Consider the following 25,357-nt stretch of genomic DNA (forward strand, 5'->3'; position numbering starts at 1 on the left):
CGTTTACCGGCCCCAGGCCGCATGAATGAGTGTCTCGACCTCGCCATTGACCGCGTTCATCGCCTCGACCGCGCGGTCATAGGTGGAACGGGTGAAGTTCTCGCGGCCGACCTCGTAGAGCGTCTGCTTCGTCAGGCCCGCATCGGAGACGGCCGTGGATTTCAGCATCGGGGCCGTCAGCACGCGGTCGCCGAAAAGCGAGCGCATGAAGCCGACGATCTGCGCTTGCGGCCCGTCATTGGGCTCGAAGCGGGTGACGAGATAACGGAGGAAGTCGAAATTGAGCGTGCCGCCCGCCTCGCGCACCACCGACAGAAGGTCGGAGGTCATGAACAGGAACTGGTTCATCGAGGCGACGTCGAGCATCTGCGGATGAACAGTGACGATGACCGAGGTTGAGGCGCAGAGCGCCGACAGCGTCAGGTAACCGAGCTGCGGCGGGCAGTCGATGATGACGATGTCGTAGTCGTTTTCGACCGTCGCCAGAACCGCCTGGATGCGGGCGAAGAACATCGGCCCACGATCCTTGCCGTTCTGCCGATCGGCCAGCGCCTGCGGTGTCACATGCTCGAATTCCTGCAGTTCGATATTGCCGGGCACGAGATCGAGGCCGGGGAAATAGGTGCCCCGGATGATATCCGACAAGGCGCGCTGCTCGTCGTCATAGCGGATCGCGCCATAAAGCGTGTCATTGCCGGTGAGGTCGAGTTCCGGCTGGTAGCCGAAGAGGGCAGAGAGCGAAGCCTGCGGATCGAGATCGATCGCCAGCACGCGGTGACCGGTCAGTGCCAGATACTGGGCAAGATGGGCAGCCGACGTCGTCTTGCCGGAGCCGCCTTTGAAGTTGGTGACGGAAATGACCTGCAGATGTTCGCCCGCGGCCGCGTCGCGGCGAGGCAGGTAACCCTTCGCCTTGGCGACATTGCCCTTGGCGATCGCCTGGTCGGCGAGATGGGCGCGCAGCGCATTGATATCCGACAGCGAATAGAAACGGCGGCCACCGGCACCGGTCTCCGGCTGCGGGCCTTCGCCGGCAAGCGAAAGCTGGCGCAGATACCCGTCCGAGACGCCGATGAGCTTGGCCGCCTCGCCCGAGGAGAAGCTGCGCAGCGTCTTGCTCGACAGCGGCGGGAAAAGCCGCTCGCGCATCGCCTTCAGCTGCTCGGAGAGCGCGCGTGCGTCACGGGCGATCGTTTCGTCCGCGAGCTGGCGCTCCTCCAGCATGCCCGCGCCCTTGGGCGCTCCAGATTTCTTAGCCGATACGGCCATTCCCAACGTCTCCTTGATGTCCATCAGCCCCTCCTTTATCCGTGACCACCATGGACCGCGGATGCGAAGGGACATTGACAGACAGCGACCTTGCAGGCGCCATACGCTCCGAACTTAAATTAACAGCGGAGCGATCCGGTTACGCCAAAAAGCAAGATATTCGCCTGTAACCGTTACGGACGGTGGACGCATGCGTGAGTCGCGTCAAGAAATTTCTGTCACATTTGCGCCTTGATGGCGTCAGAAGTCCCGAAACGGCCGAATTTTCCCTCTGGACAACCCTGCTCGATCGAAACCCGCACCCGTTCGGCTGCCTCGGCGACGAGGTTCGCACTATAAAGAAGAATGTGATTCGGTGCGGCTTGAGGTGGAGATCAGCAAATGGAGCCAATTTGGGCAGTCGGCCTGATGACGGGAACCGTGCTCGACGGCAATATCGATGTCGCGCTCATCAAGACGGATGGCGAAAGCGTCGAGACCTTCGGTGACTACAGGCTCTCTCCCTATTCGGCCGAGACGCTGCGCATGCTGGAGGAAAGCCTACGCCAGGCCCGCCAGTGGAATTTCGACGGGCCTGAGCCGACGATCTTCGCGCAAGCGGAGGAGGCACTGACCCGCGCCCAGTCGAAGGCCGTGCAGGACCTTGTGGCAAGTACAGGCCTTGCGATGGACCAGATCCGTATCGTCGGTTTTCACGGCCAGACAGTGCTGCACCGGGCGCCGACCAAGGATAGGCTCGGCGATACGCGCCAGCTCGGCAACGGACAGTTAATGGCGCAGATCCTCGGCACAGAAGTGGCCTATGATTTCCGCACCGCCGATGTCCGCGCCGGGGGACAGGGCGCGCCGCTGGCGGCGATCTATCACACGGCGCTGCTACGCGGCGTCGACCGGAGCGGCGACAGCGCCATCCTTAATCTCGGCGGGGTCGGCAATATTACATGGTGGGACGGCGGGGATCTGCTCGTCGCCTTCGACACGGGGCCGGCCAATGCGCCGCTCAACGATTTCATCAAGGGGCTCGGACTTGGCGACATGGACCGCGACGGCGCGCTCGGCGCCTCCGGTACGGTTGATGAAGAGAGGCTCGAACACCTGCTGCAACATCCTTATCTGACCGCGCCCTACCCCAAGTCGCTCGACCGGTTCGATTTCACCGCGGCCATGGCGGATGGCCTGAATGCTGCCGACGGAGCAGCGACGCTTTCCGCCTTTACCGCCTCTGCTGTCGGCAAGGCGCTGGATCTGTTGCCCCGGCGACCGAAGCAGCTGATTGTCAGTGGCGGTGGTCGGCACAACCCGACGATCGTGGGGATGCTGGAGAGCCGGGCGCGGGTCAAAGCCGTGTCGGCCGACACATTCGGCTGGCGCGGCGATGCCGTCGAAGCCGAGTGTTTCGCGTTTCTTGCCGTGCGCGTGGCGCGCGGCTTGCCGATCAGCTTTCCCACCACGACCGGCGTCCCGCAGGCGCAAACCGGCGGACGCCTGGCAAAACCTTGATATTTTCCGTCATATTTTTGTGACAATCGCGACGGCATCACACAACAAAAAAGTAAATCGATTTAAAAACTTGAGACCTGCGACACATCGCCCTAGTGTCCTGCCGACTCTAAAACTGCATCGAGAGGCTTACACATGCAGATCGGAATGATGGGACTGGGCCGCATGGGCGGCAACATGGTGCGTCGCCTGATGCGCGCCGGCCATGAATGCATCGTCTACGACGTCAACCCGGCAGCCGTTCAGACGCTGGTCGGCGAAGGCGCGACCGGAATTTCGTCCGTCGAACAGTTCCTCGAAAAACTGACGCCGCCGCGCGCCGTCTGGGTGATGCTGCCGGCAGCGATCACGCCAGCCATCGTCGATCAACTCGCCGCCTTCATGGAGCCGGGCGACATCATCATCGACGGCGGCAATTCCAATTATCGCGAAGCGGTCGACCAGAGCGCCAAGCTTGCAGACAAGGGCATTTCCTATGTCGACGTCGGGACGAGCGGCGGTGTGTGGGGCCTCGAACGCGGCTTCTGCCTGATGATCGGCGGACCGGACAAGGCCGTCCAGACACTCGACCCGATCTTCGCGGCGCTGGCACCCGGAGCCGATCTCGATCCTTCGCTTCGCCCGGCCGAGCGCGGCTACCTCCATTGCGGCCCGAGCGGCGCCGGCCACTTCGTCAAGATGGTCCATAACGGCATCGAATACGGCATGATGCAGGCCTATGCCGAGGGCTTCAACGTGCTGAAGCAGGCCAATGCCGGCCACAGCCACCGCGAGGCGGATGCCGAAACCACGCCGTTGCCGGACAAGCAGTATTACCAGTTCGACATGGATATCGAGGCGATCAGCGAAGTCTGGCGCCATGGCAGCGTCGTCGGCTCCTGGCTGCTCGACCTCACCGCCGATGCGTTGAAGGGCGACCCGTCGCTCAGCGCGTTCAGCGGGCGCGTTTCGGATTCCGGCGAAGGTCGCTGGACGATGAAGGCTGCTATCGACATGGGCGTTCCGGTGCCGGTTCTGTCCGCCGCCGTGTTCAGCCGCTTCGACAGCCAGGGCAATGCCGACTATGCAAACAAGATGCTGTCGGCGATGCGCAAGGCCTTCGGTGGCCATGTCGAAAAGCCGCATAACAAGTGACGCCTGAATAAACAACTGTTGACACACTAGTCAGATGTTTGCATGAATGATCGGAGCGGAGGTTATCCTTTCGCTCCGATTTTTGTTTCTGCGCATGTCATCGCGAGACCGCCCTCGCCGCGACGTGCCGAGGCCCATGCCATGAACCAGCCGCTTGCACCGCAGGAAAGCGCCGTCCTCAACCTGATCCGGGAAAACCCTTTTGTCGGGCAGCAGGAAATCGCCGATGCGCTCGGCCTTGCCCGCTCGACGGTGGCGGCGCATATCGTCCAGCTGATGAACAAGGGACACATTCTCGGGCGCGGTTATCTACTCGCCTCGGAGGCGCGGGTGGTCTGCATCGGCGGCGCGGTTCTCGACCGCAAATATCATGCGCGGGCAAAAATCGTGCTCGAAACCTCCAATCCGGTCGACAGCACCCGCAGCCTCGGTGGCGTCGCCCGCAATGTCGCGGAAAACCTTGCCCGGCTCGGCTCCTCCACCGGCTTCATTTCGATCGTCGGTGACGATGACGGCGGGCACGCGCTTCTCAAATACATGCGCGAGATCGGCATCGATGTCAGCCAGGTGGTGACGACGAAAGAGCGCCCGACGGCGGAATATGCGGCGATCCTCGATGCCGCCGGCGATCTCGTGCTCGGCATTGCCGACATGAGCATTTTCGATCTGTTCCAGCCCGATCACATCGAGCGCGCCTGGCCGCATCTGGCCTCGGCAGGCTGGGTGTTTGCCGACTGCAATCTCTCGGCCGATGCGCTTTCGACGCTGATTGCCAAGTGCAGATCAGCATCCTGCAGGCTCGCCATCGACGCGGTTTCCACCCACAAGGCCGCCCGCCTGCCGAAGGACCTTGCCGGCATCGATCTTCTGTTCATGAATATCGACGAGGCCAATGCCATTCTCGGCCTGTCGAACGAGCTTACGCCGGATGGCGCCGGGCAGGCTGCGCGCGCGTTGCAGCAGGCCGGTGCCGCCATGGCCGTCGTCAGCGCCGGGCCACGGGGCATGGCGGTTGCCGGACCTGAAACCGTCGCCTTCATCGACGCGGTCGCGGCCGTGCCCGTCGACATGACCGGCGCCGGCGACGCGATGATCGCGGCGACGCTTCACCGCCTTCTCGAAGGCGACGACATTTTCGATGCGGCGCGCACGGGCGCACTCGCTGCCACACTGACAACGGAATGCGCATCGAGTGTGCATCCCGGCCTCTCCGCCGCGTTCCTCGAGGAACATCGGTACAGGCTCAAAACTTGAAAGGACATGCCGACATGCAGCTCATGAAGCCGAAGCTCAACAAGGAAGTCGCCGATGCCGTCGCCAAGGGCGGCCCGGTCGTTGCGCTGGAATCGACGATCATCACCCACGGCATGCCCTATCCGGCCAATCTTGAAACGGCGAAGGCCGTCGAGGCGGTGGTACGCGCAAACGGCGCGGTGCCGGCGACGATCGCGGTGATCGACGGCGAGCTGCGCGCCGGCCTCGACCCGGAGGAGCTGGAAACGCTCGCACAGGCGAAGAACGTGGTGAAGGCCTCGGGCCGTGACCTCGCCGTCGCCATGGTGCGCGGCCAGACGGCCGGCACCACGGTGTCGGCCACCATGCTGCTCGCCGATCTCGCCGGCATCGAGATCTTTGCCACGGGCGGCGTCGGCGGCGTGCATCGCGGCGCCGAACAGACCTTTGATATTTCCGCCGACCTGACCGAGCTCGGCCGCACCAAGACGGCCGTCGTCTGCGCCGGCGTGAAATCGATCCTCGATATCGCCAAGACGCTCGAATATCTGGAAACCCAGCGCGTTCCGGTGATCGCCTATGGCACCGAGGATTTCCCGGCCTTCTTCACCCGCAAGAGCGGCTATAAGGCAGACCACAAACTGGACAGCGCCGCCGAGATCGCCAAGGCCATGTGGCTGCATCACCAGCTCGGCACCGGCACAGGCCTGCTGATCGCCAACCCGATCCCGGAAGCGGCAGCCCTGACACCGGAATTCATCGACGGCACGATTGCCGACGCGGTGCGCGAAGCGGACGAGCGAGGCATCGGCCGCAAGGAACTGACGCCCTTCCTGCTCGCCCGCATCAACGAGCTTTCCAAGGGCGAGAGCCTGAAATCCAACATCGAGCTGGTGAAGAACAATGCGGCGCTGGCGGCCAAGATGGCCGTCGCCTATTCCGCCCTGAAGAAGGTTTGACCTTCTGTGAGCTACGGCTGGGCGTCAGCCCAGCCGTATATGCGGGACGTCGCCGCGTTCGGCGGCTTTCTCCGCCTCCTCATAGCCGGCATCCGCATAGCGGATGATGCCGAGCGAGGTGTCGTTGGTGATCGCCATGTCGAGCCGCTCGGCCGCAGCCTCGGTGCCGTCGGCGACGATCGTGACGCCGGCGCTCGTCATGTAGCCGGCATAACCGCCGCCGCCCGAATGGATCACGACGAGATCGGCCTGTGACGAGCAGAGCGTCATCGCATTGATCAGCGGCCAGTCGGCGATCGCGTCCGACCCGTCCTTCATGTTCTCGGTCATGATGTTGGGATGCGCCATTGCGCCGGCATCGAGATGGTCGCGCGAGAAGGCGATCGGGCCTTTAAGTTCGCCCTTCGCCACGAGATCATTGACCGCCAGCGCCAGTTTGGTCCGCTCGCCATGTCCGAGCCAGGCGATGCGCGCCGGCAGGCCTTCGAACGGCACGTTCTCTCGCGCCAGCCGGATCCAGTTGGTGACGATATGATTGTCCGGGAAAAGCTCCAGAACCAGATCGTCAATGCGGGCGATATCGCTTTCTTCGCCCGACAGCGCCATCCAGCGGAACGGCCCGATCGCCTGGCAGAACAGCGGCCGCAGATATGCCTCGGTGAAGATCGGGATGTCGAAGGCGTTTTCGACGCCACCCTGTTTGGCCTGGGTGCGGATGAGGTTGCCGTTGTCGAAGACCTCTGCGCCCTTTTCCTGCAGCGTCAGCATGGCACTGACGTGATCTGCGATCGAGGCGCGGCTTGCGGCCATCAGCTGCCCCTGCCCCTCTTTTCGCAGCCGGCGCACTTCTTCAAGGCTCATGCCCTTTGGCACATAGCCATAAACGAGATCATGCGCTGATGTCTGGTCGGAAACGACATCGGGCACGATGCCGCGCCTGACGATCTGCGGATAGATATCCGCGGCATTGCCGACAAGGCCGATGGAGACGGCGCGCTTCTCCTTCACCGCCGCGTCGATCATCGCGAGCGCGGCATCGAGATCGGGGGCCACTTCGTCGAGGAAGCCGATTTCCCTGCGCTTCGCTACCCGGTCCGGATCGATGTCGACCACCAGGATCGCAGCACCCGCCATGCAACCGGCAAGCGGCTGGGCGCCGCCCATGCCGCCGAGACCGGCCGTCAGCACGAAGCGGCCGGCCAGCGTGCCGTCGAAGCGCTTTTCGGCGATGCGCATGAAGATCTCGTAGGTGCCCTGGATGACGCCCTGGCTGCCGATATACTGCCAGGCGCCGGCCGTCAGCCCGCCCCAGCAGATCAGGCCCTTTTCCTGCAGCTCGTAGAAATACTCGGCCTTCGCCCATTGGCCGACGATGTTGCAATTAGCCATGATAACGAGCGGCGCCTTGGCATGGGTTTTCAGAAGGCCCACCGGCTTGCCGGACTGGATGATCAGCGTCTGATCCTCGTCCATCTCCTTCAGCGCCTTGACGATCGAATCATGTGCCGCCCAGTTGCGCGCCGCCTTGCCGAGCGCGGCATAGACGATGAGATTGTCCGGATCCTCGCCGACCGAAAGCACGTTTTCGAGAAGCCGCAGCAGCGCCTCCTGCCGCCAGCCCTTGGCGCGCAGTTCCGAACCGCCGGGGATCGGAAATTTCGGATGACGCGGGTTCGGCTTCGGCATGGTGTTCTCCCTATTCGTACCGTGGCTGATTTTAGGATGCGGGCAGTCGATAATCGAAATCCAAGTCTTTGATCAGCCCCAGTCTTCACAACGTTCGACCTCGGTGAGGGACAACGTGTTCGGTTGGGGGCAAATAAACTGCATCCTGTCAGGGTGGTTCTTTTTGCTGACGCTGCCAGCCGGACCGAAGAAAGGATAGTAAAAGTACTTCGCATCCGGTGCCGTCTGGCGACCCGATATCCCGTTAGGCCTCAGAGAACGAGCGAGCTTCTTCAACAGTATGGTTTCAGAGTTTACGTCCAGCCTGACGTATATGCTTTCATTGCCCTCAGTGCTGACAAAGAAAATACCTTGCGCGCTTGAGACGCCAATAAATCGGCCATCCTGCATGCGCTGGAAGGGACAGCTAGAAGCATCGGCCTGTCCTTCAAAGGCTGCCATCAACGCAGAAAGGCAATTGCTGTCGGGAGCTGCGAATGCAGGTTTCGATACAAGCAAGGCCGCAAGAATTCCACAAAAATACACTACGATGTTGTAGAGCCGCTGCATCATGCGCCCTTCAAAGCATAGTCCGCAATGCTGATCCCCAGCGCCTTCTCGCAGATCGGATAGACCGACGGATCCTTGACGCTCGATGACAGCGGGATGATCGTCTTCGGCACATGCAGCAGGAAGACGGGCATGCCGACCTCAAGCTGGCCGACGCTCATCGGCTCGCCATCGGGCGACAGAGTGGCGATAATATCGGGGAAGGTCGCCAGGCGTTTGCCCCCTGCATCGTCCACCGCCATGTATTCGTTCATCACATGCAGCTTTACGGCGCTGTCGCCGCTGCCGAGGGTGATCGTGCCGACGTCGAAGGCTTCCTTCGTGTAGACCACGGACTTGTCCGTCACATGCCCCTCGCCGATGATCGTGCCGCCCGTCGTCTTGACGATGGCATCGATGATCGCGTGACCGCCCTTCTTGTCCGCCTCGATGATCGCCTCGCCGAGCTTGAGTGCCAAGCTTATGCCGCCGAGGGCGGCGTTCTGGCGGACGTAGGAAGCGTGCAACGGATTGCGGCAGGAGGCGATGAAGCCGCCGGACATGTCGGATGCGGTGCGCAGGACCGGCGAGACCTTGGCTGTGGCCCCGCGCACGACGAGCTCGATATAGCGGTTCTCACTGCGGTTGCCGCCGACGGCGGTCTGGATCATCTGTTCGGGGGAATTGGCCATGCCGATCGAGCCCATGTCGCCGGTCGGGTGGGCGCGGACGTCGCCCACCGCATCCAGAACCTTGGTGCCGAGGATGGCCGAGGGCAGCCAACCGTTCAGCGTCGAGGATTTGCCGTTCTGGCCGATCATCAGCGCCGAGACCTTCTCGCCGAGCGCGTCCTGCAGCAGTTGCACCGCCTTGACGTAATCGATGCCCTGCATTTCCCAGGCCGTGGTCGAGGCCGGCGCGCCGATTGCGGCGGCCGTCGCGACCCAGTCATCGTCGTCCAGTTCGTCGATCGAGATCAGCTCCGGCTTGCCGATCGAGACGGCGGCATAACCCAGCATTCGGCCGTGATCCGACCATCCGCCGCCGCCAGCGGCATAGACCGAGCCCCCGCGGACCGCAGCCTCGACATCCTTTTCCGTCAATATGCGACCCATGCAGTTTCTCCTATTTCTTGTCCAGCTCGAGCAACGCCTCGTAGAGCACGGCGGCGCCGAGTGTGATGGCATCGTTTTCCGACCACTCTTCCGCGGCATGGCTGCGGCCATCCTTGCTGGCGATGAAGATCATCGCGGCAGGTGCTACCTTGGAGAGGAAGGCCGCATCGTGGCCGGCGCCGGACACCATCGGCCGGCTGGTGGCGCCAATGCGGGTCGCACTCGAGGCCAGCAGGTCCGTCATCATCTCCGACATCGGCGTCGGCGCGGCATTGGAGACCCGGCGCGGTTCGGCGATCGTCACATGGCGCTCGGTAGCGGTCTCGGCGCAAAGCTCGGAAAGCTGGGCGACAAAACTCTCCATCACGGCCGGCTCGACGGCGCGGGCATCGATCAGCATGCGGACATGGGAGGGGATGACGTTGGCGGCATTCGGCTCCATCGAGAATTCCCCAACCGTGCCGGCGAAATAGCTCGGCCCTACTGCTAGTTCACGGGCGATGCGTTCGATGCCGAGCACGACCAGCGAGGCCGCGCTCAGCGCATCGTAGCGCGCATTCATCGGCGTCGTACCGGCGTGATCCGCGCGGCCTTCGATCAGGATTTCGTAGCGGGAAATGCCGGTGATCGCGCCGACAATGCCGATATCGACCTTTTCGCGCTCCAGCACCGTGCCCTGCTCGATATGCAGTTCGAGGAAGGCCTTGATATCGGTGCGGCCGCCGGCATCGGCCGGATCACCGCCGACCTTGCGGATGCCTTCGGCGAGGTCGACGTTGCCGTCCTCCGTATCGGCGGTGCGCTCCAGCCATTCCTGCGGCCTGACCCCGGTCATGCCGCGGCTGCCGATACAGGAGACGCCGAAGATCGACACTTCCTCGGCGAGGAAATCGACGATTTCCAGATCGTGCTCCAGCTCGATGCCGGCGTCGCGCAGCGCACGCGCCACTTCGAGCGCGGCAATGACGCCGGCAATGCCGTCGAAGCGCCCGCCGTTCGGCACAGTATCGGTATGGGAGCCGAGCATCAGCGTGCCCTTGCCTTCCACCTTGCCCTTGCGGCGCCCGATCAGATTGCCGGCGGCATCGATGCGAGTCTTTAGGCCCGCCTCGCGAAAAATCTTCTCCGCATAGTCACGGCCGCGCAGAAACATCGGGGTGAAGGCACGGCGGGTCCAGGGCTTGTCGGGCTCGGTAATGGCCGCAAGCGCGTCGATATCGGTTGCGATCCGATCGGCGTTGACGGCGATATTCGATGTCATGCGGCATGTTCCTGAATTGCAAGACTGATGGGAGGACGGACGAAGCGGCCGGTGCCGGGTTCGGCGAGCACGGTCGTGCCGTCATAGGCGAGCGTGCCGCGAAGATAGGTTCCAGCCACCTTGTAAGGCAAGGTCATGCCGTCATAGGGCGACCAACCGACGACGTTGTTGCCGGTCTTCGATGCGTCGAAGACATGGTCTTCCTTCGTCAGCACGGTGATATCGGCGTGCTTGCCGACTTCGAGGGCGCCCTTGATATGGTCGATGCGGAAATGCCGGGCGGGGTTGAGCGTCATCAGCTTGGCCGCCCAGGTGAGCGACACGCCGCGTTCCAGCGCACCCTTGACGAAAAGCGGCACCATCGCCTCCAGCCCCGGCAGGCCTGATGCATTGGCGAGCATGTCCGGATTGGTCTTGCGGTCGAGCGACCAGCTGACATGGTCGGTGGACAAAAGCGTGACATTGCCGGCCGCCAGCTGCCGCCAGAGCTTTTCCACCTCGGCGCGCGGTCGGATCGGCGGATTGCATTTCGACTTGCCACCCAGCCGTTTCGCATCCGTCTCCTGATCGAGCGTCAGGTAGTGGATCAGGCATTCGACCGTGGCGCGATGGCCTTGAGCGCGGTAACCGGCGGCGATCTCGTAGCCGCGGCCGAGCGAGCAATGGACGACATGCGCCGGGCAGCCGGTGGCGGCACCGATCTCGTAGATTTCCGTCATCGCCAAGAGTTCGGTCAGCGGCGGGCGCGACATTTCGTGGGCGCGGTAATCGGTGATGCCGGATGCCTTCACCTGCTCCATCGCCCAGCGGACATATTCGTCGTTTTCGTTGTGGACACCGGCGGTGAGGCCGGTCGGCGCGATGGCGGCGAAACACTCGGCCATCAGAGGCGCGAAGATGCGTGGAAAGCGCTTCGGATCGGTGCCGAAGGTGGAGAACTTGAAGGCGGAGACACCGGCCGCAACCTGCTCGAGGATCCGCTTCGCTCCTTCCTGCGGATCGACCGTGCCATAGAGCGCGAAGTCGACGCGGGCCTGGCTCTCGCCGTGCAGCGCCTTGCCGCGCACGGCTTCGGCCGAACAGACGAGATCACCCTGGTCATAGGGCATGTCGACGATCGTGGTCACGCCGCCAGCGGCTGCCGAGCGGGTCGACCAGATGAAATCCTCCTGGTTCTTCTGCGACAGGGAATGGACCTGGGCGTCGATCGCGCCGGGAAGGATCAGCGATTCGCCGAGATCATGGCTTTCTCGTGCCGCCGGCATTTCGCCCTGTCCGACTGCCGCGACCAGACCATCGCGAACCGCGACGAAACCGCCCGGCACGATGCGATCGGGCAGGATCAGCGTGCCTTTGAGGACGAGATCGAAATCGGACATGGCTGTGCTCCCTGCTTGCAGTTTTCATCGTGCCGTAACGGCAAAGTCGAAGCCTCACCATGGCGGCGCGCCGCCGATATCCCGATCCCGACACACGCCGTCCGGACCACGACCAACCGCCAAACTTTATGCCCAACCGCCATCGATGTGCGCCGTTGACCAGCCAGCGAACATCGGTCTATTTGTATAGTCAATAACGAGAGCGGCGAAAAATCGCCGACATGGATGGGAAACAGCCGGACTGCGGATTTGAGACTAAACAAAGCGGAGAAATCACCAATGCTCAAGAGAAAATTGATGAAGGCTGTCGCCGCCGGCGCCCTTCTGCTTGCCACTTCGCTTTCGGCCCATGCCGAAGACGTGCTGGCCAAGGCCAAGGCGGCCGGCGTGCTGAAGGTCGGCACCGAGACCGCATTCGCCCCCTTCGATTTCATCGATGCCGGCGAACACAAGGGCCTCAACGTCGACTTCTTCGAAGCGCTCGGCAAGGACCTCGGCGTCAAGATCGAATGGGTCGAGCTTCCCTGGGACAGCGTCCTGCCGAGCCTTGAAGCCGGCAAGTTCGATGTCGTCGCAGGCCCGGCCACCATCACCAAGGCCCGTATCGCCCGTTACCGCATGAGCGCCCCGGTTGCCGAAGCTTCCGTCGCGATCCTGAAGAAGGCCGGCGACAGCTCGATCACCAAGCCGGAAGACATTGCCGGCAAGGCCGTCGGCGTAGGCAAGGCGACCGCGCAGCTCGCCCAGCTGCAGGAATATTCGGCAACGCTGTCGGAAAAGGTCAACGTCCGCGAATACGTGTCGTTCAACGATGCCTATGCGGATCTCGCCGCCGGCCGCGTCGTTGCCGTCGCCAACTCGCTGCCGAACATCGCCTTCGTCGCCAAGCAGCGCAATGGCATGTTCGAGGTCGTGACGCCCGCCTTCGGCAAGAAGACCTATTTCGGCTTCATCGGTACCAAGGACGACGACCACAAGGCGCTGCTCGACTATATCGACAATGAAATCATTGCGATGAAGAAGGACGGCCGTCTCGGCAAGCTGCAGGAAAAGTGGTTCGGCACGACCTTCGATACGCCGGATTCCGTTCCGGACCCGGCATTCTGATCCGGACCTAAAAGCTGGGGATGCGCCTCGCGCATCCCCTCTCCCGTTCTCTGCGGCCGGTGGACTTGGAACCGGCGACGGATGATACGTAGCCGATGACGCTGAAACTTTTTACGCTCCTGCTTGAGGCGGCCCTCAAGACGCTTGGCATCAGCCTGGTCTCGATCGCGATCGGTTTCGTGATCGCCATGCTGCTGTCTGCCGCAATTCAGTCGGGAAAATCGATCTATCTCCTCCCCGCACGGCTGTTCATCAGCTTCTTCCGCGGTGTGCCGCTGCTCGTGCAACTGCTTCTGATCTACACGCTGCTGCCGGTGATCGGCATCAACGTCCCGGGTATCGTGGCCGCCATCGTCGGCCTGTCGCTTTGTACCGCAGCCTATCAGGCGGAAAACCTGCGCGGCGGATTTGCCAGCGTTCCGCGCGGACTGGTCGAGGCGGCTGATGTCGCCGGCTTCAACGGCATCCAGACGTTTCTGCGCATCCGCGCGCCGATCGCGCTCAGGCTGACATTCCCGGCGCTGGTCAACGAGGCGATCATGATCCTCAAGGCCTCGTCGCTGGTCTCGGTCGTCGGCATTATCGAGATCACCAAGATGGCGCAGGATCTGGCCTCCAGCACCTATATGCCGATCCCGATCTTCGCCAGCGCCGCACTCATCTACTTCGTCATCAATTCCGCCATCGCGCTTCTGGGGGGCTATGCCGAGAAATCCCTGAAGGGAGCCTCGGCATGATGTTCGATCCGCAGGTCATCATTCAGAAGCTGCCGGAGATCGGCAGTGGTCTGTTCGTCACGCTGTGGCTGTGGGTCGCGGGCGTTCTTGGCGGTGTGGTCGCGGGCTTCATCGTCGCGACGGCACGGCGCTTCGGTGGTTTCGTTGTAAACACCCTCCTCGGCGCAGTCGTCGAGGTGCTGCGCGGCACGCCGTTCCTGATCCAGATATTCCTTCTTTACTACGGTGGTCCGTTCGTCGGGCTGATGCTCGATCCCATTCCCTGCGGGCTGATCGGCCTCACCGTCTATAGCGCAGCCTATTACAGCGAAGTGTTTCGCGCCGGCTATGCGTCGGTGCCGCATGGCCATGTGGAAGCGGCCGAATGCCTCGGCATGACGCGGCTGCAGACGATAGCCCGCATCCAGATACCGGAAATGGCATTGATCGTGCTGCCGCCGGCCATCAACCTGGCGATCATTCTCCTGAAGGAATCCGCTGTCCTGTCGATCATCACCGTCCCGGAACTGACGGCGACCGTCAGCGCCATCGGCTCGCAGCAATATGCGTTCCTCGAGGCGATCTTCGTCCTCGCCGTCACCTACTGGATCATCGTTGAACTGACGGATCGGCTCGGCCGCCAGGCCGAAAAACGTCTTTCCCGACTGAGGTTTTCAAAAGCATGAGTGTACCCGCGATCACCATCCGCAAACTGGTCAAGCGCTTCGGGGAAACCACCGTGCTGCAGGACATCGACCTGGAAATCCCGGAGGGCAAGGTTTCCTGCCTCATCGGCCCTTCGGGCTCGGGCAAGAGCACGCTGCTTCGCTGCCTCGCCTTCCTCGAAGAGTCGACCAGCGGCATGATCACCATCAACGGCGAAGCGCTCGGCTTCTTCGAGGATGCGAATGGCAAGCGCGAACGGTTGCCGGCGGCCCAGATCCGCGCGGTGCGGGCGAAGACCGGCATGGTCTTCCAGCAATTCAATCTCTGGCCGCATATGACGGCGCTCGGCAATGTCAGCGAGGCCTTGAAGATCGTCCGCAAGGTGCCTAAGGCGGAAGCGGAAGAGCGCGCCATGACGCAGCTTCGCAAGGTCGGGCTGGAAAATCGCGCGGGCCATTACCCGTCGCAGCTTTCCGGCGGCCAGCAACAGCGTGTCGCGATTGCCCGCGCGCTGGCGCTTGAACCGAAGATCATGCTCTTCGACGAGCCGACATCGGCGCTCGATCCGGAACTCACTGGCGAAGTGCTGAACGTCATGCGCGATCTGGCGGCCGAAGGCATGACCATGGTGGTCGTCACCCACGAGATCGGCTTTGCGGCAAGCGTCGGCCAGCAGATCAGCTTCCTCGATCATGGACGCCTGCTGTTTTCCGGTCCGCCGGCGGAGATCTTCGCCAAGCCGCGGCACCCGCGCCTTGAACAGTTCCTCGATACCTATCTCGATCGCGGAGCCAGCATGCTCGCATGATTCAGGAGAAGGTGACTGCCCACGATATCGCCGATCCGCCCATCTCGCTTCACCAGCGGATCCTCTCCGATATCGAGCAGAATATCCTGACCGGCCGCTGGCCGCCCGGTTATCGCATTCCCTCAGAGCAGCAGCTTGCCGAGCAGTACGGATGCTCGCGCATGACCGTCAACAAGGTCGTGACCCAGCTTGCCCGCGCCGGCCTCGTGCAGCGGCGCCGCAAGATCGGCAGCGTCGTCCTGCCCCAGAAGGCGCAGAGCGCGATCCTGGAGATCTACGATATCCGCGAGGAGGTGAAGGCTGCGGGCAGAAGCTACAGCCACCGCATCCTTGCCCGCACCGTGCGACCAGCAAGCAGCGAAGAGGCTGAAATTCTCGGGCTGCTTGCCGGGCAGAAGATCGTCGATATCACCTGCCTGCACCATGCGGGCGATGCCCCTTTCTGCCTAGAGCAGCGCCTGATCAATCTCGACGTGGTACCCGATGCGGAAACGGAAAGCTTCGAACTTCTGTCGCCCGGTCCCTGGCTTCTCGACCATGTGCCTTGGAGCGCCGCCGAGCACCGGATTGCGGCCCAAGGCGCGGGCGCGACCGAGGCTGCGCATCTGGCCGTCCCTGCGGGCAGTCCCGTCATGGTCGTCGAGCGCCAGACATGGCGGCTCGATCAATCGGTCACGGCGGTGCGCCTGACCTATCCCGGCGGCAGCCACACGCTGACCGCCCGTTTCACCCCGTCACAGGCAATCTGACACGACATTCGACGCAAAGGAGCTGACAATCATGGCCCGCGAAGACAAGCTGAAACTTGGAACATTTGTCTATACATTCGGCTTCAACCCCGCGAGCTGGCTGCATCCGGCGGCCGATATCAATGGCGCCAACAAGATCGACCATCTACTGAATGTCGCGCGGATTTCGGAACAGGCGAAACTCGACTTCATGTTCGTCGCGGATTCACCGGCCGCTGCCATCGGCGATCCGGAGGCACTCTCCCGCTCGCCGACCAAGATGAACCGCTTCGAGCCGCTGACGCTGATCACGGCACTGGCCGCGATGACCGAGAAGCTCGGCTTCGTCGCCACAGCCTCGACCAGCTATTACGAGCCGTTCAACATCGCCCGCATCTTTTCGTCCATCGATCACCTGAGTGGCGGGCGGGCCTGCTGGAACGTCGTGACATCCGACCACGACGAGACGGGCTATAACTTCAATCGCGAGGGGCTCGATCCGCATGCGATCCGCTACGAGCGCGGCGAGGAATTCGTCGACGTCGTCTTCGGCCTATGGGACAGTTTCGAGCCGGATGCGCTGCTGCTCGACCGGCAGAACGGCGTCTATTACGACAAGGACAAGCTCCACACGCTGAACCACAAGGGCAAGCATTTCCAAGTGCGCGGTCCTCTGAACATCGCCTCGACGCCGCAGGGTCGGCCGGTCATCGCCCAGGCGGGCGGCTCGGAAGCCGGAATGGAGTTGGCGGCGCGGACCTCGGAAATCGTCTTCAGCCTCGCCTCCAGCATCGAACGCAACGGCGCCTTCTACCACAACGTCAAAAGCCGGATGGCAAAGTATGGCCGTCACCAGGATGACCTGAAGATGATGCCGGGCATCGTCGTCAATGTCGGGGAAACGAAGGCGGAAGCGCAGGCCAAGGTCGATTTCCTCATCGACAACCTGCATCCCGATGTCGGCCGCTGGATGCTGGGCGAGTTTCTCGAAACCGATCTTTCCGGCGCCGAACTCGACAAGCCATTCCCGATGGAGCGCCTGCCTGAGCAGCCGAAGGGTTCCAAGGCGCTATTCGAGGAACTGACAGACTTCATCAAACAGGGCCATACGCTTGGCCACCTGATCCGCCACTATGCGGAAAAAAGCACCGGCAACGGCATTACCGGCACGCCGAAAGAAATCGCCGACTTCATGGAGGAATGGTTCGAGGCGCGCGCCGCCGACGGCTTCATCCTGATGTTCCCGACACTGCCCGCCAGCCTCACCGATTTCGTCGAACTGGTCGTGCCGGAACTGCGCCGCCGCGGACTGTTCCGCGAGGAATATGAAGGCTCGACGCTACGAGAAAATCTCGGCCTTTCCATGCCGGTAAACCGCCATGCCGCGGCGCGCCAGCAGGGCGGCTGACGGCGAATAACAAAAAGGCGCCCGGAGATATCTCCAGACGCCTTTTCGCACGGTGGCAGTGGATCATTCGATGATCTGGACGACCGTATGGGTCCGCGGATCGACGATCACGCGCTGTTCGTTGACGACGGCATAGGCATAAGCCGGATCTTCCGGAACGGGCGTCAGCACGACCTGCTGCGGGATCGGCTCGCCGACGACGACGTGTTCCTGAATCACGACGCGCTGGGCCGGCATGGGCTGGGTCTCGACATAACGGACGACACGTTGCGGCGGCGGATCGATGGCCGTGCCGGCAGCGGCGCCGACAATGCCGCCTACGGCAGCGCCCACGGGACCACCTACGATTGCACCGGTCACGGCGCCGCCGACGGCACCGTTTACCGTGCTCTGCTGGGCCATGGCACCGGTTGCGAGCGCCGCGAAGGCGGCAGATACCAGAATGATCTTTTTCATGACACAACTCCCTGTTTGTGATGGGCAAAGAACGCGGCCCCGATAAAGCGGTTCCGGCCTCGGACCTTTGCGGCGCCCTATCCGACTTTGGTCCCGATCCATGAAAAACAGAGGCTGTCGCGCCCATTGACCGGCGGAAACCGAGCCATACTTACCTCGCGCGAACTGCATTCATCCGAGGCTTACGTGCGGCTACCCAACGTCATCGCTCATTGGAACAGCCAATCGCTCGCCCGCCAGTTTCTCATCGCCGGCGGGCTGGTGTCGGCTGCTGCCATCCTCGTCGTCGGCGCCTTTGTCGCAAGCCTGATCGAGGATGCCGTCACCCGCAATTCGGCAGCCTCGACGGCGCTCTATGTAGACAGCATCATCGCGCCGATCCTTCCGGACATGACGACGACGGAAAAACTCGACGAAACGATCGAGCGGGCGCTGGACGAGACCCTGTCGCAGGGCGCGCTCGGCCGTCGCCTCGTCTCTTTCAGGCTGTGGCGCAAGGATGGCACCATCCTTTATGCCAACGACAAGACGCTGATGGGCAAGAAGCTCACACCGAGCGAGGATCTCAACACCGCCTTTTCCGGAAAGATGGTGTCCGAATTCAACCAGATCGACCCGGAAGAGGCCTCGGCTCTGGGTGACGATCCGCCGCCGCTGCTCGAGATCTACAATCCGGTGCTGCAGCCATGGTCCGGCGAAGTCGTGGCCGTCTCGGAATTCTACGAGATCGCGACGGATTTCGAGCACAGTCTCTATAATGCGCGGCTGAGGGCATGGCTCGCCGTCGCGGCGGTGATTGCGGTGATATTCTCCCTGCTGTCGCTGATCGTCCTGCGCGGCAGCCGGCTTATCGACCTGCAGCGCGGCCTGCTCAACGCCCGCGTCGGCGAGCTGTCGCATCTCCTGAAGCAGAACCGCGCGCTCCATGCCCGCGTGAAAAATGCCAGCCAGCGCACGACGGCGCTCAACGAACGCTTTCTCAGGCGTCTCGGCGCCGACTTGCACGATGGGCCGGCACAGCTCATCGCCTATGCGTCGCTGCGCATCGACAGCCCCGCCATTCTCGGGGCGCAGGCGCTGCCGGAGAAGCGCGAAGCGGAGGTCGCATCGATCAAAACCAGCCTCCAGGAGGCGATGCGCGAGATCCGCGGCATCTGCCACGATCTCATCCTTCCCGAGATCGAGGCCGCAAACCCGCATGAGGTGATCAAGCAGGCGGTACAAAGATACCGAGATCGCACGGGTTTCGATGTTCGCCTTTTACTTGCCGCCATTGAGTGGCAACCGACGCCTGCGGAAAAGATCTGCATCTACCGTTTCGTGCAGGAGGCACTGAACAACGGCTGGCGACATGCCGGCGGCGTAGACCAGCAGGTTTTGCAACGTTTGGAGGACGGCTGCGTTGTTATCGACGTCATTGATGGCGGGCCCGGTTTTGACCCCTCGTCGATCAAATCGACGAGCCTCGGCATTGCCGGACTGCGCGAACGGGTCGAAAGCCTGGGCGGACGGTTCGAGATCAACTCGGGGAAACACGGGACAACGGTAACGATGTCGCTGAAGATAAGTGAGACGGAGAAGGCTTGATGGCAGATCTACGGGTTGCCGTATGCGATGACCACCCCCTATTCAGGGAGGGCGTGACGCGCACTTTGACGGAATTGGGCTTCGACATCATTGCCGAAGGTGGCAGCGCGGAAGATGCTATCCATATCGCACAGCAGCATCGCCCCGATATCCTGCTAATGGATATTTCCATGCCCGGCAGCGGACTGGAGGCCATCGCGCCCATTCTTTCCGGCTGTCCGGACCAGAAGATCGTCATGCTGACCGTGTCGGAAACGAGCGACGACATTCGCCGCGCGCTGCAGGACGGCGCCAGAGGTTACGTGCTCAAGGGCATCGGGTCTGCTTCATTGGCGGAAATCCTGCATTCGGTGGCAAAGGGCGAAGGTTATGTGGCGCCGTCGCTTTCCGCCAAGCTTCTGGCAGAGCCGCAATCGGCCGCAAACGACGACGCGTCGCTTGCCGGAATGAACGAGCTGACGACGCGGGAGCGCGAGGTGCTGGAACTGGCTGCGAACGGGCTCAGCAACAAGCTGATCGCGATCGAGCTCGACCTGCATGAAAAGACCGTAAAGCATCACATGACGCGGATCTTCACCAAGCTCAATGTCAGCAACCGCACGGCTGCCGCGATCGCCTGGAACGAGGCGATGCGCGAAGGGTCGATGCGCGCGGCGTCGTAAGCCGACGCCTCAATCTACCAGCGAGCGCAGCCGATCGACATCGGATTTGGCGGCCGGGCGATTTACGATCGTCCGACCCCGATTATCTCGCATCACATAACGCCCCTGGCTGTCGATCTCTTCCGCTATGCCGTTGCTGTGCCTTACGCTGAGGCTGCGATCAGTTGCCTGTCCCGGCGTCATGTTGACGCCTTGCGACGGTGCGTTCTCCTGAGTTCCGGAAGACTGGCCGTCGGCGACACCGCGGGATCCGCCGCCTTTTTCCTCGCCACCCGCATTACCACCGTTGCCGCCCTTGTTTCCGCCACGCCCGCCATCGGCACCGCCGCCCTTTCCGGAACCACCACCGGAGCTGTTTCCGCCACCGCGGCCACCTCCGTTGCCGTTTCCATCACCGCCACCATGGCCGTTTCGGGCCAAGGCGGAATCGGCCCGGAACGGCAACAGGATCGCCAATGTGGAGAGGGTCAGATTTGCAATGATCTGTCGGCGGGAGTGAATGGAAGCCTCCATCGCGCATATCGGGTTGAACATTCGTATGGTCAGGCAACACCCGAACCAAGGCCATAGTTCCGCCATAGGACCTTTGCGAAGGCGCCAACCAGACCATGGTCTGACCATAATTGGCTGCGTCTGCTTTCAGTCGGGCGAAATGCCGTCTTCAGGCCCGCGCTCCCGCTCCTTTTCGAACAGGGACCAGGCCGCGATGAACAGTGCCGCAATCAGTGGTCCGATGACGAAACCGTTGACGCCGACCAGCGAAATGCCGCCGATCGTCGAGATCAGCACCACGTAATCCGGCATCTTCGTTTCCTTGCCCACCAGCGGCGGTCGCAGAAGATTGTCGACCAGCCCTATGACGAATACGCCAACCGCGGCGATGATGACGGCCTGCAGCACGGCTCCCGTCACGGCCAGATAGATAGCTGTCGGTACCCAGACCAGCGCCGCGCCGACGGCCGGGACGAGCGACAGGATGACCATCAGCACGCCCCAAAGCAATGCTGGCTGCACGCCGAGCGCCCAGAAGGTCACGCCGCCGATCGCGCCTTGGATGATCGCGATGATGATATTGCCGCGGACCGTCGCCCTGACGACGGAGGCGAATTTCGCCATGAACTGGTTCGTATGCTCGTCGCTCAAGGGGGCCGCGCTGCGGATCGTCTTCGCCAGTGCTCGCCCGTCGCGGAAGAGGAAGAAGAGCAGGTAGAGCATCAGGCCGAAGGCGATGAAGAACTCGACTGTGCTCTGGCCGAAGGTCAGTGCCCTGCCGGCAAAGAAGCTTCCACCCTGCATGAGCGATGAGGAAAACCGCTCCCGCAGGTCCGCGAAACCACCGGTCTCCAGGCTGCGCAGGCGATCCTGGACGAATATCGGCAGCGCATCGACGACCTGGTTCAGCATGCGGGGGAGATCGATCTGCCCGCTCGAGATCCTCTGATAGAGGCTTGCGCCTTCCTGCACGAGCGAGCTGAGGATCGCGAGGCCCGGGAGGATGACGAGGCAAAGGCAGATAATGACGGACAGGACGGCCGCAACATTGCGTCTCCCGCCGAGCTTTGCTTCGAGCCAGCTGTACAGCGGAAAGAAAAGTATGGCGAAGACGACGGCCCAGAAGATCGCGGAATAGAAGGGCAGAATGACGGCGATGAACGCCAGAGTCACCAGAACCAGCAAGACATAAAAGCTGACGCGTTGAACCACTATCCCTGCCCTGTTGTGAAACCGTCCAGTCGGGGAGATAAGGCGCGATGCAGTTCCGTCCATGGCCGCGGTGCTATGAACGGCCGAAATCCTATTGATTTCAGAGGTAGCGGCCGCCTCGGATTCTTCCGGGCGGCCACTTTGCCTCAAGCCTGTGTATAGGCGGTCTTCACCACGGTGAAGAATTCGGCCGCATATTTGCCCTGTTCGCGCGGACCGAAGGAGGACGCCTTACGCCCGCCGAAGGGCACGTGGAAATCGACACCGGCGGTCGGCAGGTTGACCATGACCATGCCCGCTTCCGAATTCCGCTTGAAATGGGTCGCGTATTTCAGACTTGTCGTGGCGATGCCGGCCGAGAGGCCGAATGGCGTGTCATTCGCCATAGCCAGCGCCTCGTCATAGTTCTTGACGCGGATGACGCTCACGACAGGGCCGAAGATTTCCTCGCGGGAGATCCGCATCGCATTGGTCGCCTCGGTGAACAGCGTCGGCTGAAGGAAGAAGCCGGGCGTGTCCCGCTCGACCCGCTCGCCGCCAAAGGCCAGCTTTGCGCCTTCCTTGACGCCGATATCAATATAGTCGGTATCCTGCTTCAGCTGGCGGGCGTCGACAACGGGGCCGACATGGGTTTCAGGCTTTAGGGCGTGGCCGACCTGAATGGTCTTCAGCTTCTCCGTCAGGGCATCGACGAACCGGTCATGGATACCTTCGGTGACGATCAGGCGGGAGGACGCCGTGCAGCGCTGGCCGGTGGAAAAGAAGCCGGAATTGGCGGCAGCCTCGACCGCGACCTTCAGGTCGGCATCATCGAGCACGACCATCGGGTTCTTGCCGCCCATTTCCAGCTGGAATTTGCGGTTATGCTCGATCGACGCGGCGGCAACGCGCTTCCCGGTTCCGGTCGAGCCGGTGAAGGTGATGCCAGCGAGATCGGGGCTATCGAGCATCGTCTGGCCGACCACGGAGCCCGGCCCCATGACGAGATTGAGCACGCCCTTCGGCAGGCCTGCCCGATGCAGGATATCGACGATCGCCCATGAGCAGCCGGGCACCAACTCGGCCGGCTTGAACACGACCGTATTGCCGTAGCAGAGCGCCGGCGCGATCTTCCATGCCGGGATGGCGATCGGAAAATTCCACGGGGTAATGATGCCGATGACGCCGAGCGGTTCGCGGGTGATCTCGACGCCGATGCCGGGTCTTGCGGAAGGCAGAACTTCGCCCGCCAGGCGCAGGGCTTCCCCGGCAAAGAAGTCAAAGATCTGCGCCGCGCGCGTCACTTCGCCTATGCCTTCGGCCAGGATCTTGCCTTCCTCGCGGGACAGGAGCTCTCCGAGTTCCTGCTTGCGCGCAAGGATCTCGTCGGAGGTTTTTCTCAAGATCGCGTGGCGCTCCAGAATGCCGGATCGCGACCATGCCGGAAAGGCGGCTTTCGCTGCTGCGATCGCCTGACGCGTGTCATCGGTGGTCGCCTGGGCATAGATGCCGACGACGTCCTTGGTGTCGGAGGGATTGATGTTTTCCGAGCCGTTGCTGCCGACCCACTCGCCGGCGATCAGGTTCTGACGGATGGTCATGGTGAAATCCTCCTGCGGCTACCCAACTGGCCGTCGCAATATATGATTGAAAATATGATGATCCTATCAGGTGTCGGCCGGATGACCAGCGCTGGTAAAGGCGCCGCCCTGATAGATCACGGCCGGGTCGTTGGGATCCTGCCTGCCGGCCGCGGCTTCCACTTCGACGCGCCACTTGGCGGAACTGTCCTGCGGGCGCCAGCCGAGGAAGGCGGCATTGCGGTTGTCCCACCATTGCTCGCCGTTCGCCGAGGCCCCGTATATGATCGCATGCGCAAGGCGCGGCGTATCGAATGCCCGTCCGCAGAGCGAAACGAAATCCCGCACGCTGAGCCATGTCGCCAGCATTCGGGGATTGGCGGGCTTTTCGAAGCAGGAGCCGATCCGGACCGAGAGCGTCTCCTGGCCGAACTTGTCATAATACATGCTGGCGATTGCCTCGCCGAAGACCTTCGAGACGCCGTAAAGCGAATCCGGCCGCGGATAGACGGTGTTGTCGATATGCTCGTCGCGCCGGTAGAAACCGACCACATGGTTGGAACTGGCAAAGACGATGCGCGGTTGGCCGTGATGGCGGGCCGCCTCGTAAAGATTGTAGAGGCCGACGATATTACCCTGCAGGATCTGGTCGAAGGGACGCTCGACCGACACGCCGCCGAGATGGATGACGCCATCGACGCCCTCGAACAGGCGGAAAACGCCATCGGCATCCGCAAGATCACACCTGACAAAGGTTTCGCCGGCAGCGAGATCGGTGATCTCGCCGATATCCGAGAGAACGACATTCTCCGCAAGCTGAGATAGCAACGGACGTATGCTTCGACCAACACCGCCCGCGGCGCCCGTCAGCAGCAGTTTCTTCAGCATGAACCCTCCCAGGATCGGCGATCGTGCATGTCGCCACTATGTTGTCATACATGATGACGAAGGAGATACTACAAGTGAGGCCGAATAGGTCAACAAGTTTGTGTTGGCCGTGGAACTGTCGCGTCGGGCCGGACCTAACCCCGGGCGTCGCGCAGATGGCTTTCGACGCTCCGCAGGTGCTTCCTCATTGCGTCCGCAGCCGCCGCACCGTCGCGGTTTGCTATGGCTTCGACGATGCGGGCATGTTCCTCGAAGGAATGATGGTCGGCCGGCGGCCTGACCGGCGTGTCGCGCAGACGCCCCCAGGTCACGGCGCGGCGCACTGCGTTCAGCGTGTCGAGAAGGCCGAGCAGCAGGGAATTTTGCGATGCCTCGCCGATGAGGCGATGCAGGCGATTGTCCCATTGCTCGTAAAGGCGCCAGGTCGGCGCCTGCTGCGCCTTGACCATGCAACTGCGCAGTTCGGCGATCTGGCTCGGCGTCGCATTCAGCGCCGCACATCGCGCCACTTCCGGCTCGAAGGCGATGCGGGCGCCCATCACCTCCAACGGATTGGTTCGCTGCACCATGGCATTGATGTCGGCGACCGTATCCATCGGGCGCTCACCGGCAAAGGTCCCCTTCCCCACATGCCGCCAGACCACGCCTTCCGCCTGCAGGGTGGCCAGCGCCTTGCGCAGAGCCGTCCGGCCCACATCGAGCGATTCCGCCAATTCCCGCTCGGGCGGCAGCCGCCCGCCATCGGGAAGCTCGGCCCCTCCGACGAAATCACGCAGCCTGGACAGAACGACTGAATGCCTATCTTCGATCATCCATTTTCAACCAATTTCCGATTGGTTCGAGATATATGCGAGGTTTCGACAGCTGTCAACGCGACGCCACGAAACTTTGATGCGAGACATTTTATTCATTTGAATCAGTGATATGACTTGCAATTCATGCGCTGCACCAACGCTCTCGACGGCGCCGCAGCACATTTCATTGGTTGACACGATATCCGTTTA

24 protein-coding genes are annotated in these 25,357 nt (G+C 62.3%); 12 read left to right on the plus strand and 12 right to left on the minus strand.

Translation table 11 applies throughout. From position 1 onward, the window contains the following. Positions 1-3: 3 nt before the first annotated feature. Entirely contained in the window at positions 4-1,224 is a 1,221-nt protein-coding gene (gene repA / locus BM216_RS02585; RefSeq protein WP_244530062.1) for a plasmid partitioning protein RepA, read from the minus strand. A gap of 426 nt (positions 1,225-1,650) precedes the next feature. On the opposite strand from repA, the gene BM216_RS02590 reads away from it, so the two are divergent. The 4 genes from BM216_RS02590 (at position 1,651) to BM216_RS02605 (ending at position 6,095) form a co-directional block, all read left to right on the plus strand. Beyond that, positions 1,651-2,769: an anhydro-N-acetylmuramic acid kinase gene (locus BM216_RS02590; RefSeq protein WP_092994414.1), complete on the plus strand. Its 1,119-nt coding sequence runs from the start codon at positions 1,651-1,653 to the stop codon at positions 2,767-2,769. A 135-nt stretch (positions 2,770-2,904) separates the two neighbouring features. Beyond that, positions 2,905-3,903 (plus strand): phosphogluconate dehydrogenase (NAD(+)-dependent, decarboxylating), encoded by a 999-nt coding sequence (gnd, locus tag BM216_RS02595; protein ID WP_092994417.1) that lies wholly within the window; start codon positions 2,905-2,907, stop codon positions 3,901-3,903. A gap of 141 nt (positions 3,904-4,044) precedes the next feature. Continuing rightward, entirely contained in the window at positions 4,045-5,157 is a 1,113-nt protein-coding gene (locus BM216_RS02600) for a carbohydrate kinase (RefSeq protein ID WP_092995090.1), read from the plus strand. Positions 5,158-5,171: 14 nt separating this feature from the next. Then, positions 5,172-6,095 (plus strand): pseudouridine-5'-phosphate glycosidase, encoded by a 924-nt coding sequence (locus BM216_RS02605; RefSeq protein ID WP_092994420.1) that lies wholly within the window; start codon positions 5,172-5,174, stop codon positions 6,093-6,095. Between the two features lie 24 nt (positions 6,096-6,119). Here BM216_RS02605 and BM216_RS02610 read toward each other — a convergent pair whose 3' ends face one another. The 5 genes from BM216_RS02610 to BM216_RS02630 form a co-directional block, all read right to left on the minus strand. Then, complete coding sequence (locus tag BM216_RS02610; RefSeq protein WP_092994423.1) at positions 6,120-7,781, minus strand: urocanate hydratase; 1,662 nt, start codon at positions 7,779-7,781, stop codon at positions 6,120-6,122. Between the two features lie 72 nt (positions 7,782-7,853). Then, on the minus strand, positions 7,854-8,333 hold the full coding sequence (locus BM216_RS02615; RefSeq protein WP_092994426.1) for a hypothetical protein: 480 nt from the start codon (positions 8,331-8,333) through the stop codon (positions 7,854-7,856). Beyond that, positions 8,330-9,424 (minus strand): DUF917 domain-containing protein, encoded by a 1,095-nt coding sequence (locus tag BM216_RS02620; RefSeq protein ID WP_092994429.1) that lies wholly within the window; start codon positions 9,422-9,424, stop codon positions 8,330-8,332. The genes BM216_RS02615 and BM216_RS02620 overlap by 4 nt, the downstream gene beginning before the upstream one ends. A 10-nt stretch (positions 9,425-9,434) precedes the next feature. Beyond that, positions 9,435-10,685, minus strand: a complete 1,251-nt coding sequence (locus tag BM216_RS02625; RefSeq protein WP_092994432.1) for a Zn-dependent hydrolase — start codon at positions 10,683-10,685, stop codon at positions 9,435-9,437. Then, positions 10,682-12,064 carry a dihydroorotase gene (locus BM216_RS02630; protein ID WP_092994435.1) on the minus strand — a complete coding sequence of 461 codons (1,383 nt, stop codon included), beginning with the start codon at positions 12,062-12,064 and terminating at the stop codon, positions 10,682-10,684. Before BM216_RS02630 ends, BM216_RS02625 begins: the two co-directional genes overlap by 4 nt. Before the next feature lie 279 nt (positions 12,065-12,343). Here BM216_RS02630 and BM216_RS02635 point away from each other — a divergent pair, with 279 nt between their 5' ends. The 6 genes from BM216_RS02635 to BM216_RS02660 all read left to right on the plus strand — a co-directional run bounded on the left by BM216_RS02635 (position 12,344) and on the right by BM216_RS02660 (position 17,497). Further along, complete coding sequence (locus BM216_RS02635; protein ID WP_092994438.1) at positions 12,344-13,171, plus strand: transporter substrate-binding domain-containing protein; 828 nt, start codon at positions 12,344-12,346, stop codon at positions 13,169-13,171. A gap of 95 nt (positions 13,172-13,266) precedes the next feature. Further along, the gene (locus BM216_RS02640; RefSeq protein WP_092994441.1) at positions 13,267-13,908 is read left to right on the plus strand and encodes an amino acid ABC transporter permease; all 642 of its coding nucleotides are present in this window, start codon (positions 13,267-13,269) and stop codon (positions 13,906-13,908) included. After that, positions 13,905-14,573, plus strand: a complete 669-nt coding sequence (locus BM216_RS02645; RefSeq protein ID WP_092994445.1) for an amino acid ABC transporter permease — start codon at positions 13,905-13,907, stop codon at positions 14,571-14,573. Before BM216_RS02640 ends, BM216_RS02645 begins: the two co-directional genes overlap by 4 nt. Further along, positions 14,570-15,361, plus strand: a complete 792-nt coding sequence (locus BM216_RS02650; RefSeq protein WP_092994448.1) for an amino acid ABC transporter ATP-binding protein — start codon at positions 14,570-14,572, stop codon at positions 15,359-15,361. The genes BM216_RS02645 and BM216_RS02650 overlap by 4 nt, the downstream gene beginning before the upstream one ends. Further along, positions 15,358-16,110: a histidine utilization repressor gene (gene hutC / locus BM216_RS02655; RefSeq protein WP_092994451.1), complete on the plus strand. Its 753-nt coding sequence runs from the start codon at positions 15,358-15,360 to the stop codon at positions 16,108-16,110. Before BM216_RS02650 ends, hutC begins: the two co-directional genes overlap by 4 nt. A gap of 31 nt (positions 16,111-16,141) precedes the next feature. Then, complete coding sequence (locus BM216_RS02660; protein ID WP_092994454.1) at positions 16,142-17,497, plus strand: LLM class flavin-dependent oxidoreductase; 1,356 nt, start codon at positions 16,142-16,144, stop codon at positions 17,495-17,497. 63 nt (positions 17,498-17,560) lie between these two features. On the opposite strand, the gene BM216_RS02665 is transcribed toward BM216_RS02660, so the two are convergent. Then, positions 17,561-17,953 carry a DUF1236 domain-containing protein gene (locus tag BM216_RS02665; protein WP_092994457.1) on the minus strand — a complete coding sequence of 131 codons (393 nt, stop codon included), beginning with the start codon at positions 17,951-17,953 and terminating at the stop codon, positions 17,561-17,563. A gap of 186 nt (positions 17,954-18,139) precedes the next feature. Between BM216_RS02665 and BM216_RS02670 the strand changes: the two genes are divergently transcribed. After that, entirely contained in the window at positions 18,140-19,540 is a 1,401-nt protein-coding gene (locus BM216_RS02670; RefSeq protein ID WP_092995093.1) for a sensor histidine kinase, read from the plus strand. Beyond that, a complete protein-coding gene (locus BM216_RS02675; protein ID WP_092994460.1) occupies positions 19,537-20,202 on the plus strand; it encodes a response regulator in 666 nt (221 codons plus the stop codon). Before BM216_RS02670 ends, BM216_RS02675 begins: the two co-directional genes overlap by 4 nt. A gap of 9 nt (positions 20,203-20,211) precedes the next feature. On the opposite strand, the gene BM216_RS02680 is transcribed toward BM216_RS02675, so the two are convergent. From BM216_RS02680 to BM216_RS02700, 5 genes are all read right to left on the minus strand, one after another. Beyond that, positions 20,212-20,715, minus strand: coding sequence for a hypothetical protein (locus BM216_RS02680; RefSeq protein WP_092994464.1), 504 nt, complete (start codon positions 20,713-20,715; stop codon positions 20,212-20,214). Between the two features lie 126 nt (positions 20,716-20,841). Beyond that, positions 20,842-21,909 carry an AI-2E family transporter gene (locus BM216_RS02685; protein WP_092995096.1) on the minus strand — a complete coding sequence of 356 codons (1,068 nt, stop codon included), beginning with the start codon at positions 21,907-21,909 and terminating at the stop codon, positions 20,842-20,844. A 143-nt stretch (positions 21,910-22,052) separates the two neighbouring features. Next, positions 22,053-23,486 (minus strand): aldehyde dehydrogenase family protein, encoded by a 1,434-nt coding sequence (locus tag BM216_RS02690; protein WP_092994467.1) that lies wholly within the window; start codon positions 23,484-23,486, stop codon positions 22,053-22,055. 66 nt (positions 23,487-23,552) lie between these two features. Continuing rightward, on the minus strand, positions 23,553-24,353 hold the full coding sequence (locus BM216_RS02695; RefSeq protein WP_092994470.1) for an NAD-dependent epimerase/dehydratase family protein: 801 nt from the start codon (positions 24,351-24,353) through the stop codon (positions 23,553-23,555). A gap of 134 nt (positions 24,354-24,487) precedes the next feature. Continuing rightward, on the minus strand, positions 24,488-25,165 hold the full coding sequence (locus tag BM216_RS02700) for a FadR/GntR family transcriptional regulator (RefSeq protein ID WP_092994473.1): 678 nt from the start codon (positions 25,163-25,165) through the stop codon (positions 24,488-24,490). Between the last annotated feature and the right edge of the window lie 192 nt (positions 25,166-25,357).

The sequence above is a fragment of the Rhizobium sp. NFR07 genome (genome assembly GCF_900111905.1).
Lineage (GTDB): Bacteria > Pseudomonadota > Alphaproteobacteria > Rhizobiales > Rhizobiaceae > Neorhizobium.

Bases quoted from the DNA above. Each gene is read 5' to 3' on its own strand.
- repA (WP_244530062.1), bottom strand. From the start codon at position 1,224: ATGCTGGAGGAGCGCCAGCTCGCGGACGAAACGATCGCCCGTGACGCA.
- BM216_RS02590 (WP_092994414.1), top strand. From the start codon at position 1,651: ATGGAGCCAATTTGGGCAGTCGGCCTGATGACGGGAACCGTGCTCGAC.
- gnd (WP_092994417.1), top strand. From the start codon at position 2,905: ATGCAGATCGGAATGATGGGACTGGGCCGCATGGGCGGCAACATGGTG.
- BM216_RS02600 (WP_092995090.1), top strand. From the start codon at position 4,045: ATGAACCAGCCGCTTGCACCGCAGGAAAGCGCCGTCCTCAACCTGATC.
- BM216_RS02605 (WP_092994420.1), top strand. From the start codon at position 5,172: ATGCAGCTCATGAAGCCGAAGCTCAACAAGGAAGTCGCCGATGCCGTC.
- BM216_RS02610 (WP_092994423.1), bottom strand. From the start codon at position 7,781: ATGCCGAAGCCGAACCCGCGTCATCCGAAATTTCCGATCCCCGGCGGT.
- BM216_RS02615 (WP_092994426.1), bottom strand. From the start codon at position 8,333: ATGATGCAGCGGCTCTACAACATCGTAGTGTATTTTTGTGGAATTCTT.
- BM216_RS02620 (WP_092994429.1), bottom strand. From the start codon at position 9,424: ATGGGTCGCATATTGACGGAAAAGGATGTCGAGGCTGCGGTCCGCGGG.
- BM216_RS02625 (WP_092994432.1), bottom strand. From the start codon at position 10,685: ATGACATCGAATATCGCCGTCAACGCCGATCGGATCGCAACCGATATC.
- BM216_RS02630 (WP_092994435.1), bottom strand. From the start codon at position 12,064: ATGTCCGATTTCGATCTCGTCCTCAAAGGCACGCTGATCCTGCCCGAT.
- BM216_RS02635 (WP_092994438.1), top strand. From the start codon at position 12,344: ATGCTCAAGAGAAAATTGATGAAGGCTGTCGCCGCCGGCGCCCTTCTG.
- BM216_RS02640 (WP_092994441.1), top strand. From the start codon at position 13,267: ATGACGCTGAAACTTTTTACGCTCCTGCTTGAGGCGGCCCTCAAGACG.
- BM216_RS02645 (WP_092994445.1), top strand. From the start codon at position 13,905: ATGATGTTCGATCCGCAGGTCATCATTCAGAAGCTGCCGGAGATCGGC.
- BM216_RS02650 (WP_092994448.1), top strand. From the start codon at position 14,570: ATGAGTGTACCCGCGATCACCATCCGCAAACTGGTCAAGCGCTTCGGG.
- hutC (WP_092994451.1), top strand. From the start codon at position 15,358: ATGATTCAGGAGAAGGTGACTGCCCACGATATCGCCGATCCGCCCATC.
- BM216_RS02660 (WP_092994454.1), top strand. From the start codon at position 16,142: ATGGCCCGCGAAGACAAGCTGAAACTTGGAACATTTGTCTATACATTC.
- BM216_RS02665 (WP_092994457.1), bottom strand. From the start codon at position 17,953: ATGAAAAAGATCATTCTGGTATCTGCCGCCTTCGCGGCGCTCGCAACC.
- BM216_RS02680 (WP_092994464.1), bottom strand. From the start codon at position 20,715: ATGGAGGCTTCCATTCACTCCCGCCGACAGATCATTGCAAATCTGACC.
- BM216_RS02690 (WP_092994467.1), bottom strand. From the start codon at position 23,486: ATGACCATCCGTCAGAACCTGATCGCCGGCGAGTGGGTCGGCAGCAAC.
- BM216_RS02695 (WP_092994470.1), bottom strand. From the start codon at position 24,353: ATGCTGAAGAAACTGCTGCTGACGGGCGCCGCGGGCGGTGTTGGTCGA.
- BM216_RS02700 (WP_092994473.1), bottom strand. From the start codon at position 25,165: ATGATCGAAGATAGGCATTCAGTCGTTCTGTCCAGGCTGCGTGATTTC.